At 72.0% G+C, this 14,021-nt stretch carries 13 protein-coding genes; 10 read left to right on the forward strand and 3 right to left on the reverse strand.

Annotation, left to right across the window (positions count from 1 at the left end):
* Positions 1–125 precede the first annotated feature (125 nt).
* The 3 genes from BUE48_RS11590 to BUE48_RS11600 all read right to left on the reverse strand — a co-directional run bounded on the left by BUE48_RS11590 (position 126) and on the right by BUE48_RS11600 (position 4,000).
* A complete protein-coding gene (locus tag BUE48_RS11590) occupies positions 126–1,319 on the reverse strand; it encodes an acyl-CoA dehydrogenase family protein (RefSeq protein ID WP_286989781.1) in 1,194 nt (397 codons plus the stop codon).
* 98 nt (positions 1,320–1,417) lie between these two features.
* Entirely contained in the window at positions 1,418–2,494 is a 1,077-nt protein-coding gene (locus tag BUE48_RS11595; protein ID WP_012852688.1) for a DUF3616 domain-containing protein, read from the reverse strand.
* A gap of 135 nt (positions 2,495–2,629) precedes the next feature.
* A complete protein-coding gene (locus tag BUE48_RS11600) occupies positions 2,630–4,000 on the reverse strand; it encodes a KamA family radical SAM protein (RefSeq protein ID WP_012852689.1) in 1,371 nt (456 codons plus the stop codon).
* 131 nt (positions 4,001–4,131) lie between these two features.
* On the opposite strand from BUE48_RS11600, the gene kdd reads away from it, so the two are divergent.
* The 10 genes from kdd (at position 4,132) to lnt (ending at position 14,020) form a co-directional block, all read left to right on the forward strand.
* Positions 4,132–5,190, forward strand: coding sequence for an L-erythro-3,5-diaminohexanoate dehydrogenase (kdd, locus tag BUE48_RS11605; protein ID WP_012852690.1), 1,059 nt, complete (start codon positions 4,132–4,134; stop codon positions 5,188–5,190).
* A gap of 69 nt (positions 5,191–5,259) precedes the next feature.
* Positions 5,260–6,594 carry a DUF2252 domain-containing protein gene (locus tag BUE48_RS11610; RefSeq protein WP_012852691.1) on the forward strand — a complete coding sequence of 445 codons (1,335 nt, stop codon included), beginning with the start codon at positions 5,260–5,262 and terminating at the stop codon, positions 6,592–6,594.
* 178 nt (positions 6,595–6,772) lie between these two features.
* Entirely contained in the window at positions 6,773–6,925 is a 153-nt protein-coding gene (locus BUE48_RS11615; protein WP_169313016.1) for a hypothetical protein, read from the forward strand.
* Positions 6,926–7,025: 100 nt separating this feature from the next.
* A complete protein-coding gene (locus BUE48_RS11620) occupies positions 7,026–7,784 on the forward strand; it encodes a CoA transferase subunit A (protein WP_012852693.1) in 759 nt (252 codons plus the stop codon).
* On the forward strand, positions 7,784–8,431 hold the full coding sequence (locus tag BUE48_RS11625; protein WP_286989782.1) for a 3-oxoacid CoA-transferase subunit B: 648 nt from the start codon (positions 7,784–7,786) through the stop codon (positions 8,429–8,431). The genes BUE48_RS11620 and BUE48_RS11625 overlap by 1 nt, the downstream gene beginning before the upstream one ends.
* A 113-nt stretch (positions 8,432–8,544) precedes the next feature.
* Positions 8,545–9,330 (forward strand): MBL fold metallo-hydrolase, encoded by a 786-nt coding sequence (locus tag BUE48_RS11630; RefSeq protein ID WP_012852695.1) that lies wholly within the window; start codon positions 8,545–8,547, stop codon positions 9,328–9,330.
* Positions 9,331–9,547: 217 nt separating this feature from the next.
* Positions 9,548–11,134 (forward strand): lysine 5,6-aminomutase subunit alpha, encoded by a 1,587-nt coding sequence (gene kamD / locus BUE48_RS11635; RefSeq protein ID WP_502694608.1) that lies wholly within the window; start codon positions 9,548–9,550, stop codon positions 11,132–11,134.
* Positions 11,131–11,934, forward strand: a complete 804-nt coding sequence (gene kamE / locus BUE48_RS11640; protein ID WP_012852696.1) for a lysine 5,6-aminomutase subunit beta — start codon at positions 11,131–11,133, stop codon at positions 11,932–11,934. Before kamD ends, kamE begins: the two co-directional genes overlap by 4 nt.
* The gene (gene kal / locus BUE48_RS11645; RefSeq protein WP_012852697.1) at positions 11,931–12,344 is read left to right on the forward strand and encodes a 3-aminobutyryl-CoA ammonia lyase; all 414 of its coding nucleotides are present in this window, start codon (positions 11,931–11,933) and stop codon (positions 12,342–12,344) included. The genes kamE and kal overlap by 4 nt, the downstream gene beginning before the upstream one ends.
* A gap of 56 nt (positions 12,345–12,400) precedes the next feature.
* Positions 12,401–14,020: an apolipoprotein N-acyltransferase gene (gene lnt / locus BUE48_RS11650; protein WP_012852698.1), complete on the forward strand. Its 1,620-nt coding sequence runs from the start codon at positions 12,401–12,403 to the stop codon at positions 14,018–14,020.
* Position 14,021: the final 1 nt, after the last annotated feature.

Raw genomic sequence — 14,021 nt, forward strand, 5'->3', positions numbered from 1 at the left:
GAGTATCCAGCTCCCTTCCGCGGCTGTCCAGCCGTGGCCCGCACGCGGGCCACGGCCATCGGACGCCGGGTCAGACGCCCGCCGGCGGGCGTTTGTTCGCCGCTGCGGCGGCTTTGCCCGCCCGCTCAGCGGGACAGCAGGTCACGGGCGATGTGAGTGATCTGGATCTCGTCGGTGCCGGCGTAGATCTGGAAGGACTTGGCGTCGCGGGCCAGCTGCTCGACGCGGTATTCGCTCATGTAGCCGTTGCCGCCGAACAGCTGCACCGCCTCGTTGGTGACCTCGACGGCGGCCTGGGCGGCGTACAGCTTCATCGCCGAGGCCTCCGCCAGGGTGGGGGTGCGGCCGGCCCGCTGCATCTCGATGTGCCGGAACACCAGGTTCTGCACGTTGAGGCGGGCGACCTCCATCTTGGCCAGCTTGAGCTGGATGAGCTGGTATTCGCCGATGGGCTTGCCCCACAGCACGCGGTTCTTGGCGTACTCCACCGAAAGGCGCAGGCATTCTTCGATGACGCCCAGCGCCATGGCGGCCAGCCCGGCGCGTTCGGTGACGAAGTTCTGCTTGGCCGATTCCTTGCCGCTGCCGCCGCCGGCCAGCAGCCGGTCGGGGCCGACCCGCACGTCGCTTAGGAACAGCTCGCCGGTGGGGGAGCCGTGCAGGCCCATCTTGCGCAGCGGCTTGCTCTGCTCCAGGCCGGGCATGCCGCGGTCCAGCACGAAGGTGAGGATCTCCCGTTCGCGCGGGGGCCGGCCGTCGTCGAGCTTGCAGTAGAAGACGATGGTGTCGGCGTAGGGGCCGTTGGTGATGAAGGTCTTGCTGCCGTTGAGGATGTACTCGTCGCCGACCTTGCGGGCGGTGGACTGCATGCCGCCGAAGGCGTCGCTGCCGGAGCCGGGCTCGGTGATGGCCCAGGCGCCGACCTTGTCGAAGGTCAGCAGGTCCAGTCCCCAGCGTTCGCGCTGCTCGGGGGTGCCGCGCTTCATGATGGTGCCGGCGGCCAGGCCGAGGCTGACGCCCATGGCGGTGACCAGCCCGGGGGAGACCTTGCACAGCTCGATGATCGGCAGGATCGACAGGGCGGGGTTGCCGCCCCCGCCGCTCTTGCGCTCGGCGCCGGAGCGCTCGGCCTCGGCGCGGGCCTTGAAGGACGAGCGGGCCATCTCGTCCATGCCGAAGGTGCGGAACAGGTTGCGGATCAGGTCATAGGGCGGCAGCTGCCCGGATTCCAGCTCATCGACGCGGGGCCGCAGCTCGGCGTCGACCCAATCGCGGATGGCCTTTTGGATCATCCGGTCTTCATCCGACCACTCGATCATGTGTGTCCTTCCCCTTCCAGGCCCGATGTGCCGGAGGCCATCCAAGCAGAACGCACAAGCAAGCGCTTACCCGGGTGGCCTCCGGCGGCGCGGGCCGGTCAGCGGGAGAAGGAGACCACGTCGGCGTAGATGCCGCCGTGGTCGGTGAGCCGCTCCCCGGCGGGGCTGTCGTAGACCACCAGCAGGGTCGGCCCGTCGCCGTGGGTCTCGTCCAGGACGGCGATGCCCTCGGCGTGGTCCTCGCCGTCGCCGTGCGGCAGGTTCCCCACGACCGTCAGCTCATCGGCGTGCACGATGTCGGGGGCGGCGACCTTGGCGGCGTTCGGCCAGCGGACCACGCGGACCGGGCCGCTCAGCGACATGGTGGGGCCGGTGAGGATGAGCAGGTCGTCGCCGTCGGGGCACAGGTCGCGGATGCCCAGCCCGCCCAGGTCCAGGAAGTGGGTGTGGTAGAGCTCCCCGCTGTCGAGGGGGCGCAGCCGCAGCCGGCCCGGGTCGTCCGGGTCGGTCTCGGGGCTGATCTCGATGAGCACGGCCCAGCCGCGCAGCACCGGGCCGCGCAGCCCGACGTAGATGCGGTCGCCGACGGCGGCGATGCCTTCGATGTCGATGCCGTTGTCCTTGCTGGGGATGGACAGGAACGGCGCCAGGTGAGGGTCGTCGGCCAGCAGGTCGGTCAGCGAGTCGCCGCGTCCGCCCAGCACCGCGGCGGTGCGGTCGCCGTCGGCGGCCACCACCTGCGGCAGCCCGTCGGGGCCGGTGACCAGCGGCAGCCGCACCAGGATGTGCCGGTTTTCCTCGCGGACCACGGTGGCCAGCCGTTTGCGGGACTTGCGGTCGCTGTGGCCGGGCTTGATGCGCTTGCGCTTGAGGCTGTGGGAGCCGATCGCCCACAGCCAGCCGTCGGCGCGGGCCAGCCCTTCGATGTCGGCCTCTTCGTCGCGCCCGGCGGGCAGTTCGACGAAGTCGGCCAGTGCGATGGTGCGCTGGTCGCCGTAGCCGGTGACCTGCCCGTTTTCGTCGAACTCGGCGGTGAGCCGTTCGACGGTGGCGGTCTCGTCGCCGGCCACCCACAGGCAGCGGCCGTCCTGGCGGACGGCCGAGAGGTTGGTGTGCGTCTCGGCGGCCTGGCTCTCTTCGGCGAAGCGCAGTTCCACCCGGCGTTCCACGATCATGCGTGCCGATGCCCCCCTGAGGTCGATTCGGGTCAACTCCTGATCTACGCCGTAAAGGTCGCAGGTCAGGAAGATTCCCACACTGTACAGATCAATAGCACCCCATAGAGAGGCAATCGCCCGCCGAAAACCCGCTCACATCACCGCCCGGCGGGCCTGCTCGCGCCACCACTCCTGTCCCTCCGGGGGGAGGGTGTGGATCGGGTCGTAGTACTCGTAGCGGCGCTCCAGGGCGTGGGGGTCGTCGGCCTCCAACGTGGTGCGGTAGTTCTTCGTCCAGTAGGAGATGCCGCGCAGGCGGTCGTAGTCGGCGGGCTGGTGGACCCAGCGCTTGCCCACGTAGGGGACGTCGCAGACGATCCGGGGGGTGGCGAAGCCCGGCAGGTAGCCCATGATCGCGTGCTGCAGCTCCTGGGCCCGCCACAGCGGCAGCCGCCAGTGCTCGCTGCCGGGGATCATGTCGCACATGTACAGGTAGTAGGGCATGATCTGGGCCTCGTCCAGCAGCGCGAACGACAGGTCCAGCAGCGCGGCGGGGCTGTCGTTGACGCCGTGCAGCAGCACTCCCTGGTTGCGCACGTCGCGGACGCCGGCCTCCAGCAGGCCGCGGGCGGCGCGGGCGACCAGGGGGGTGAGCGAGCGGGCGGTGTTGACGTGGGTGTGCACGGCCAGGGCGACGCCGCGGCGGCGGGCCTTGGCGGCCAGGCGCTCCATGCCGGCGCGGACCTCATCTTGCAGCCAGTGCTGGGGCAGGGCCATGAGCGCCTTGGTGGCCAGGCGGATGTCGCGGATGGAGTCGATGTCCAGCAGCCGGTCCACGAAGGCCTCCAGGCGCGGCCAGGGCAGGTTGGCCACGTCGCCGCCGGAGACGACCACGTCGCGGACGGTGGGGGTGCGGCGCAGGTACTCCAGCATGGCCTCGTGCCGGTCGGCGGGGCGGGCGGTGAAGCGGTGCTTGGCGACGGCGGGGGTGGAGGTGCCGACCAGGTCCATGCGGGTGCAGTGGCCGCAGTACTGGGGGCAGGTGGACAGCAGCTCGGCCAGGACCTTGGTGGGGTAGCGGTGGGTGAGGCCTTCCACGGCCCACATGTCGGCCTCGTGCAGGGAGTCGCGGGTGGCGCAGGGGTGGGAGGGCCAGTCGGTGCGGCGGTCGCTGGCGACGGGGAGCATGTAGCGGCGCACCGGGTCGGCGTAGAAGGCCTCGGTGGTGGAGGTGTCCATGGTGTTGAGCATCTGGGGGGTGACCAGCATGGGCATGGTGGCGTGGCCGGTCTGGTCGCGGTGCAGGTCGGCGTAGAAGGACTCGTCGATCAGGTCGCCGAGGACCTGCTGGAGCTGGCGGATGTTCTTGACGCAGTGGGCGCGCTGCCACTGGGCGGACTCCCACTCCTGGCGGGTGACGTGGCGCCAGCCGGGCAGGCGTTGCCAGTCCGGCTCGATGAGGGGACGGCGCCGGTAGGTGTAGGGCTGGGGCGCGGGGCCGGTGACGGTCTCGGCGATGGTCATGGTGAGCCTCCCAGTGAAGCCCGGCTGATCCATATAAACTTCGGCGAGATCCCAACATTACGGGAAGAATTCCGTTTGAACCATCGATACCCAGGATGTTCTCAAGGCAACATCGAGGCTAAGGTGGCCGGATGAACAACGTCGACGCGACCGGATCCGCGCTGGGGCTGCACCGGGTGCTGGACCCGCCCGGCGTGCTGCCGCAGGCGGCCCGCCGCCTGGACCCCGACCCGGCGATCCGCCCGGACGAGGTGCGGGTGCGCCTGGAGCGGCTGAATCTGGACGCCGCCTCCTACCGGCAGCTGCACACCTCCTGCGAGGGCGATCCGGAGGCCATCCGGGCACGGGTGCTGCAGATCGTCAAGGAGCGCGGCAAGATGCACAACCCGGTGACCGGCTCGGGCGGGATGCTGGTGGGCGTGGTGGAGGAGGTCGGCCCCGCCTCCCCGCTGGGCCTTGCCCCAGGGCAGCGGATCGCCACGCTGGTGTCGCTGACCTGCACCCCGCTGGCGATCACCGATGGGCTGGCGCGCTGGGACGGACGCGGCGAGCAGGTGCCCGCCGACGGGCATGCGATCTTGTTCGCCCGCTCGGTCGCCGCGGTGCTGCCAGAAGACCTGCCGGTGCCGCTGTCGCTGGCGGTGCTGGATGTGTGCGGGGCGCCCGCGCTGACCGAACGGGTCGTGACCCGCTATGCCGGCGGAACGGGACCGGTGGTGGCGGTGCTGGGCGGCGCCGGGAAGAGCGGCTCGCTGTCGCTGGCGGCCGCCCGGCGGGCGGGCGCGGCGCACCTGATCGGGGTCGTCCCCGACGAGCGGGAGGCGGCGCTGCTGGAGCGTTCCGGCCTGGCCGATCGGGTGGTGGTGGCCGACGCCCGCGACCCGGTGGCGCTGGCGGAGGCGGTGCGGCGGGGCGGGGGACCGGCGCAGGTGACGGTGGTGTGCGTGGACGTGCCGGGCTGCGAGCACGGCGCGATCCTGGCCACCGATCAGGGCGGCACGGTGGTGTTCTTCTCCATGGCGACCTCGTTCACCGCCGCGGCGCTGGGGGCCGAGGCGCTGGGCGCCGATGTCACCATGCTGATCGGCAACGGCTATGTGCCCGGGCATGCGCAGGCGGCGCTGGAGCTGGTGCGCTCATCGTCGGCGATTCGTGATCTTTTCGCCGCTCGGCTGGGTGGTTCTTGGTGAGAATGGCCCGGTGGCCGGCCTTCGGCGGGCCGGCCCGGGCCGAAAAAGACCAACCCCCAAGGAGCGACCATGGCGAGCGTCGTCGAGTCCCTGCGGCGGCAGGACCCCGCCCGGCGGCAGCAGCAGATCATCGACGTGCTGGTGGAGGCCTTCGCCGAGCTGATGGAGCGCAGCCCGGCGGAGTTCCGGCGGCGTTTCCGCAAGATGGCCTCCGACCCGTTCGCCTTCTACCGGGGCAGCGCCTGCCTGTACTACGCCGACGTCGCCGGCGATGAGGACCCCTGGGCCGACGAGCGCACCAGCCGGGTGTGGATCCAAGGCGACCTGCACGCCCAGAACTTCGGCACCTACATGAGCGACGACGGGGTGTTCGTCTTCGACGTCAACGACTTCGACGAGGCCTACCTGGGGCACTTCACCTGGGACATCAAGCGGCTGGTGGCGAGTGTGGCGCTGCTGGCGTGGACCAAGGCGATCTCCGACGCCGACATCCGGCGGATGATCGAGACCTACGTCAACGCCTACGTCGACCAGGTCCGCTACTTCCACGCCAACCCCGGCGGCAGCGAGTGGGCGATCACGCTGGACAACGCCGAAGGGTATGTGCGGGAGGTGCTGATCCGGGCGCTGTCGTCCACCCGCATCGCGCTGCTGGAGTCGATGACGCTGGTGGAGCAGCACGAGCGGCGCTTCAAGGCCGGGCCGGGGGTGCGGCGGCTGGAGGCCGAGGAGCGGGCGAAGGTGGAGAAGGCCTTCGAGGAGTACCTGACCACCATCCCGCAGCAAAAGCGGTTCTCCAGCCTCACCTACCGGATCAAGGACATCGTCGGCAGCTCGGGGTTCGGCATCGGCTCGGCCGGGCTGTCGGCCTACACCATCTTGGTGGAAGGACGCACCCAGGCCCTGGAGAACGACGTCATCTTGTCGATGAAGCAGGGCAACGTGGCCGCCCCCAGCCGGGTGGTCGACGACGCCCGGATCCGGGAGTTCTTCAAGCACCACGGCCACCGCACCGCGGTGTCGCGGCGGGCCTTGCAGGCCAACACCGACCCGTGGCTGGGCTACACCCAGATCGACGGGGTCGGCTATGTGGTGCAGGAGCTGTCGCCGTATGAGGAGGACCTGGACTGGTCGGGGCTGACCGAGGTCGAGGAGATGCTGACGCTGCTGGGGGATCTGGGCCGGGCCACCGCCAAGATCCACTGCGTGTCCGACAGCGACTCCGACCATGAGCTGGTCGGCTTCCAGGTGGAGGAGGCGATCACGGAGGTGATCGACCGCACCGGCTCGGAGGCGTTCGTGGAGGCGATGGTGGAGTTCGGGATGGGGTACGCCGCCGTCGTCCGTGACGACCACCGGCTGTTCGTCGACGCCTTCCGCAACGGGATGATCCCCGGCGTGTGAGCCACGGCCGCCACGGGGCCGGCCGGATCGCCGTGACGCCGGCGTGGGCGGGGTCTCTGCGGCCGGGGGACCGGCGGGCCGTGCCGGTCCCCCGGCTCATGGAGCCGGGCAACGCCCATCCGGCCTCCTGCGGGCTGCCCCGCCCGCCGGGCGGGCATGCCGCCGCGGCGGCGCGGTGGTGGCGCTCAACGTCGCCATGCACGGCGGCGGCCGCACCATTGCCGAGTGCCTGACCGAGGTGCTGCCGCGGCTACGCGAGGCCGCGGCCTGCACGGCAGCCGGCCGCTTCGGCCGCGTCCGGCTGCCGGGAGGTCGGCTGCGGGGGCGTTGACAGGCCCGGTGCGTGCGGATGACACTCGGCTCGGCCGCGTTGCGAACCATGGTTCGCCCCGCGAACACGGCTTTCCGGGCGGGCGGTGGAGGGAGGCCGGATGGACAAGGTGGTGGCCACGGCCCGGGAGGCCGTGGCGGACATCGGGGACGGGGCGAGTGTGGCCGTCGGGGGGTTCGGGCTCAGCGGCGTGCCGAATGTGCTGATCGAGGCGCTGCACGAGAGGGGGGTGCGCGGCCTGCACGTGGTCTCCAACAACTGCGGGGCCATGGACTCGGGGCTGGCGGTGCTGCTGGCCGCCGGTCAGATCGCCCGCGTCACCGGCTCCTACATCGGCACCAACAAGGAGTTCGCCCGCCGCTACCTGGCCGGGGAGGTGGAGTTCGAGCTGATCCCCCAGGGCACGCTGGCCGAGCGGCTGCGCGCCGGCGGCTGCGGCATCCCCGCCTTCTACACGCCGGCGGGGGTGGGCACCCAGGTCGCCGACGGCGGGCTGCCGTGGCGCTATGACGGGCGCGGCGGTGTGGCCGTGGCCTCCCCGCCCAAGGAGACCCGCGAGTTCGACGGCGTGGAGTGCGTCCTGGAACGGGCCATCACCACCGATTTCGCGCTGGTGCGCGCGGCCAAGGGCGACCGGCACGGCAACCTGGTCTTCGCCAAGGCCGCCCGCAACTTCAACCCGCTGGCGGCCATGGCGGGCCGGATCGCCATCGCCGAGGTCGAGCAGCTGGTCGAGCCGGGGCGGATCGACCCCGACCAGGTGCATCTGCCGGGCATCTTCGTGCAGCGGGTGGTGGCGCTGACCCCTGAGCAGGCCGCCGACAAGAAGATCGAGCGACGCACCGTCCGGGGCGCCTGATGGCCTGGACGCGACGGCAGATGGCCGCCCGGGCGGCCCGGGAGCTGCGCGACGGCCAGTACGTCAATCTCGGCGTCGGGCTGCCGACGCTGATCCCCGAGCACCTGCCCGAAGGCGTGCAGGTGGTGCTGCATTCAGAGAACGGCATCCTGGGCACCGGCCCCTACCCGGAGGAGGACGAGGTCGACCCGGACCTGGTCAACGCGGGCAAGGAGACGGTGACGGTGCTGCCGGGCGCCTCGTTTTTCGATTCGGCGCTGTCGTTCGGCATGATCCGCGGCGGGCACATCGATGTGGCCGTGCTGGGGGCCATGCAGGTCTCCGCCCGCGGCGACCTGGCCAACTGGGCCGTTCCCGGCAGGCTGGTCACCGGCATCGGCGGGGCCATGGACCTGGTGCACGGCGCCCGCCGGGTCATCGTGGTCATGACCCACACCACCAGGGACGGCGCCCCCAAGCTGGTGCCGGAGTGCACCCTGCCGCTCACCGGGCGCGCCTGCGTCGACCGCGTCATCACCGATCTGGGCGTGCTGGACGTCACCGGTGAGGGGCTGCGCCTGGTCGAGCTGGCCCCGCAGGTCACCGTGGCCGAGGTGCTGGAGAAGACCGCCGCCGAGGTCACCGTCGCCGGGCCGCTGCCGGGCTGACCGCCGGGCGCCGGATCGGCGGGGGAGGCGTGCGCCGTGCCTGCGCGGAAGCCGTGGGGCCGGTCGCTAAAGTGACCGAATACTCCCCCCTAGGCGTCTTTGAGGCTTCCGACATGAAGGTCCATCACCTCAACTGCGGCAGCATGCGTCCTCTCGGCGGGCCGCTGGTGTGCCATGTGCTGCTCGTGGAGACCGATAGCGGCCTGGTCCTGGTCGACACCGGTTTCGGGTTGCAGGACGTCGCCGACCCGGCGCGGCGGCTGGGCCTGACCCGGCACCTGATCAGGCCGGTGCTGGACCCGGAGGAGACCGCGGCCCGCCAGGTCGAGCGGCTCGGGTTCCGCCGCCGGGACGTGCGGCACATCCTGCTGACGCATTTCGACATGGACCACATCGGCGGCCTGGCCGACTTCCCCCACGCCCAGGTTCATGTCACCGCGGCCGAGGCGGAGGGGGCGATGCGGTCGCCGACCTGGGCGGAGCGGCGGCGTTACCGGCCCGTCCAGTGGGCTCACGGTCCCCGGATCGTCGAGCACTCCCCGCATGGGGAGTCCTGGCGGGGGTTCGCCGCGGCCCGGCCGCTGGAGGCCATCGCCCCGGGGCTGGTGCTCATCCCGCTGCCCGGCCACACCCGCGGGCATGCGTGCGTGGCCGTCGACGCCGGTGACCGCTGGGTGCTGCACTGCGGGGACGCCTTCTACCACCGCGGCACGGTCGACGGCCGGTCCCGGGTGCCCTTCCCCTTGCGGGCGATGGAGTCGCTGGTCGCCTTCGACCGCGGGAAGGTCCACAGCAACCACGCCCGCCTGGCGGAGCTTTACCGGCGGGCCGAGCCCGATCTGGTGGTCGTCTGCGCGCACGACCCGGTCATGTACGAGGCGATGCGCGCCGGCTCCTGAGGCCGGGCCTTCTTTGCGGTGGGGGAGAGGCCGCCACCGCCTTCCCTGCCGGGGCGGGGGACCGGCAGGAGGCGGAAGCCCGCCGCAGACCTTCCCGAACTCTCCCACAATCCAGTAACTTTTCTGGATATCCCGCTTTGATCTAAAGAATCTTGCGCGATAGTCCGGCTATGGCGGAAGATTCTTTGGAGAGCTGGGTTGTGAGGGGGGAGTGTCGTTGAGCAAACTGGGCCTGGACCCGCAAACCGTGGCGCGCGCCCGGCGCCTGGCCGCGCGCGCCGCCGAACCGATCATCGAACTGGCCCGCACCCACACCACCGTCTCAGTGGAACGGGCGCTGCTGCGGCTGGCCGGCCTGTCCGGCGCCGACCAGGCCGGCATGCCCTGGGTCAACCACCTGGCCGAGGCGGTCCGCGCCCAGGTCGGCCTGGAGCACGGGGTGGCGCTGCCGGTCTGGGACGCGCTGCTGAACGGCCCCTACGGCGACCTGCGCGCCCTGGCCGAGGCCGCCGCCGCCGGCAAGGCCTCCTTCAGGCTGCCGGCGGGTGAGGACGCGCGCGCCGCCCGCCACGCCGCCCACCGGGCCGCCGCCGCCGGCATCGCCCGCATCGACGCCCGCCGCGCCGAACGCGAGCGGCTGCTGGCCCGCCTGGGCGACCCGCCGCACCCGTGGATCTACCTGATCGTGGCCACCGGCGACATCTACGAGGACATCCCCCAGGCCCAGGCCGCCGCCCGCGAAGGCGCCGACGTGATCGCCGTCATCCGCTCCACCGGGCAGTCCCTGATGGACTACGTCCCCGAAGGCGCCACCCGCGAAGGGTACGCCGGCACCTACGCCACCGCCGAGAACTTCCGGCTCATGCGGCAGGCCCTCGATGAGGTCTCCGCCGAAGTCGGCCGCTATGTGCGGCTGACCAACTACGCCTCGGGCCTGTGCATGCCCGAGATCGCCACGCTGGCCGGGCTGGAACGGCTGGACATGATGCTCAACGACTGCATGTACGGCATCATCTTCCGCGACATCAACCCCCGCCGCACCTTCATCGACCAGCGTTTTTCCCGGCAGATCCACGCCCGCGCCGGCATCGTCATCAACACCGGCGAAGACAACTACCTCACCACCGCCGACGCCGTCGAGGCCGCCTGCACCGTCATCGTCAGCCAGCTGCTCAACGAACGCTTCGCCCACGAGGCCGGGCTCGGTGACGCCCAACTCGGCCTGGGCCACGCCTTCGAAATCGACCCGTCCCTGCCGGACTCCTTCCGGCTGGAACTGGCCCACGCCCAGCTGGTGCGGGAGCTGTTCCCCAACGCCCCGCTGAAGTACATGCCCCCCACCCGCCACATGACCGGCAACATCTTCGCCGGCTACCTGCTGGACGCCTTCTTCAACCTGGCCGGCATGATGACCGGCCAGTCGATCATCTTGGTCGGGATGATGACCGAGGGCATCCACACCCCCTGGCTGGCCGACCGCGACCTGGCGCTGGAGAACGTCCGCTACGTGCGCACCGCCGCCGGGAAACTGGCCGAGGACTTCCAGCCCCGCCCCGACGGGTTCATCGCCCAGCGCGCCCGCCGGGTGCTGGCCGAATCGGTGGAGCTGCTGGAACGCATCTGCGACGACGGGCTGCTGAAGGCCATCGCCGACGGCACCTTCGGCGTCACCCGCCGTCCCCCCGACGGCGGCAAGGGCGGCGACGGCGTCGCCGAACGCGCCGACGGCTACTACAACCCCGCCATCGACATCCTGGAGTCCACCCGCCCGGCCGACCGCCACGACGCGGAGGTGCCCGCATGACCACCGCAACACCCGCCCAGCCGATCCGCCCCTACGGCGACACCACCGGCGACGGCATGGTGCAGGTGTCCTTCACCCTGCCCGTTCCGCACGGCAGGCGCGCCGAGGCCGCCGCCTTGCAGCTGGCCGCCGCCATGGGCCTGCAACCGGCCAGCGTCGTGCACTCCAAGGCCATGGGCCCGGACTTCACCTTCTTCATCATCTACGGCCGCGTCCGCCACGTGATCGACTATGCGGCCATCCCCGAACCCGAGGGCCGCCGCTACCCGCTGCTGACCGCATCAGAGGTCAATCTGGCCATCCGCAGCGCCCTGGGCCGCCGCCTGGTGGTGGTCGGCGCCTGCATCGGCACCGACGCCCACACCGTCGGCATCGACGCCATCCTCAACGTCAAGGGCTTCGCCGGGGAAAAAGGCCTGGAGTACTACCGGGAGATCCACGTGATCAACATGGGCGCCCAGGTCCCCGTCGAGGACCTGGTGGCCCGCGCCGTCGCCGAACGGGCCGACGCCGTCCTGGTCTCCCAGGTCGTCACCCAGCGCGAGGCCCACCTGCACAACACCCGGCACATGGCCCAGGCCTTCCGCCGGGCCTACCCCGATGCCCACGGACCCGGCCGCGGCCGCCCCCTGCTGGTGGTCGGCGGCCCCCGCTTCGACACCGTCACCCCCGACCAGCTGGGCGTCGATGCGATCTTCGGCAAGGGCACCACCCCCGCCGAGGTCGCCTCCTACCTCGTCCACGCCCTCATCACCGACCAGGCCGGCACCGCGGGCCACGACAGCGGACAGGAGCCATGAACGCCGACCCTCGCATCGGACTGACCGTCACCCACCGCCGCTACGTCCCCTACGGCCACGCCCACTACGGCGGCGACCTCGTCGACGGCGCCTATGTGCTGGGCCTGTTCGGCGACGTCGCCACCGAGATGTGCATCCGCACCGACGGCGATGAGGGACTGCTGGCCTCCTATGAGGACGTGCAGTTCAAAGCCCCCGTGCGGGCCGGGGACGTGCTGGAGGCCACCGCCGTCCTCACCGCCGCCGGCCGCCGCAGCCGTAGGCTGGAGTTCACCGCACGGGTGGTGTGCCGGGCCGACCCGGGCCGTGGTCCCTCGGCCGCCCGCGTGCTGCCCGAACCGATCGTGGCCGTCACCGCCACCGGCACCGTCGTGGTGCCGCCCGCGGCCGCCGCCGCGGCGATGTCGTGACCGGCGCCCGCAGGCGATAGCGTTCGGGCCAGCAGTCCTTATCACCAAGGAGTGACGTGGCCCAGGACACCGTGCCGCACGAGCGGCCCGCCGCGCCGTCCCCCCCTGCCGGCGACCGCCCGCCGCGCCGGACCGGCCCCCGCCGGACCGGCTGGAGGCGGACGCCGGCGGCCGTGGCCGGCGGACTGCTGCTGTGGCCGGCGTTCCCCCCGCACGACCTGTGGCCGCTGGCACCCGCCGGCGTCGCCGTCCTCACCCTCGCCCTGCACGGGCTGGGCGTGCGCGCGGCGCTGCTGCCGTCCCTGGCGGCGGGGCTGGCGTTCTTCTTGCCGACGCTGAGCGGGATCATCCCGATCGGCCCGGACGCCTGGGCGGGGCTGAGCCTGGTGCAGGCGCTGTACTTCGTCCCCATGGGGGCGGGGATCGCGCTGGTGACGCGGCTGCCCGGCTGGCCGGTGTGGACGGCGGCGCTGTGGGTGGCCCAAGAGTATGTGCGCGGCCGCGTGCCCTTCGGCGGCTTTCCCTGGGCGCGGCTGGCCTTCAGCCAGACCGACAGCCCCCTGACGGCGTACGCGGCGCTCGGCGGCGCCCCCCTGGTGACCTTCCTGACCGCCCTGACCGGCTCCCTGCTGGCCTGGGCGCTGCTGCGCGGGCCGCTGCCGGCGGCATGGGCCCGCCGCCTGCCCGCCTCCCGCGCCCGGCGCAGCGGACGGGTCATCGCCCCGGCCGCAGCGGCCCTGGCGGCGATCGCGGCGGCCGGGGCGGCGGTGCCGCTGCCGGCCTCCGGCCGGACGGTCACCGTCGCCGTCATCCAGGGGAACGTGCCCCGGCTGGGGCTGGACTTCAACAGCCAGCGCCAGGCCGTGCTGAACAACCACGTGCAGCGCACCCACGAGCTGGCCGAACGGGTCCGCCGGGGCGAGCTGCCCCGCCCCCAGCTGGTGATCTGGCCGGAGAACGCCAGCGACCTGGACCCCTACACCGACCCGGCGGCCCGCGACCTGATCGACGCGGCGGTGCGGGATGTGGGGGTGCCGGTGCTGGTCGGCGCCGTCGTCGACGCCGCCGACGGCGAGCACGTGGAAAACCGCGGCATCGTCTGGGACCCCGTCACCGGTGCCGGCGACCACTACGTCAAACGGCACCCGGTGCCGTTCGGGGAGTACCTTCCCTTCCGCGACGTCCTCACCAAGCTCATCACCCGGTTCGAGCGCATCCCCCGCGACTTCGCCGCCGGGGACCGGCCCGGGCTGCTGCGGCTGGGACCGGCCCGCATCGGAGATGTGATCTGCTTCGAGGTCGCCTACGACGGCCTGGTCCGCGACGTCGCCTCCGCCGAGCTGCTGGTGGTGCAGACCAACAACGCCACCTACGGGCGCACCAGCCTGCCCCCGCAGCAGGCCGCCATGTCCCGGCTGCGGGCCGTCGAGCACGGCCGCACCGTGCTGGTGGCCGCCACCAGCGGCATCAGCACGATCATCGCCCCCGACGGGCGCGTGATCGACCGGTCGGCGGAGTTCGTCCCCGACATCCAGGTCGCCGCCGTCCCCGCGCGGACCGCCGTCACCCTCGCCGACCGGATCGGCGCCCTGCCCGAACAGGTGCTGGCGCTGCTGGCCCTGGCCGCGGTGGGGGCGGCACTGCGCGCCGTCACCCGAACGACCGAAGGAGCGTGAC

It is taken from the genome of Thermomonospora sp. CIF 1 (assembly GCF_001896795.1).
GTDB lineage: Bacteria > Actinomycetota > Actinomycetes > Streptosporangiales > Streptosporangiaceae > Thermomonospora > Thermomonospora curvata.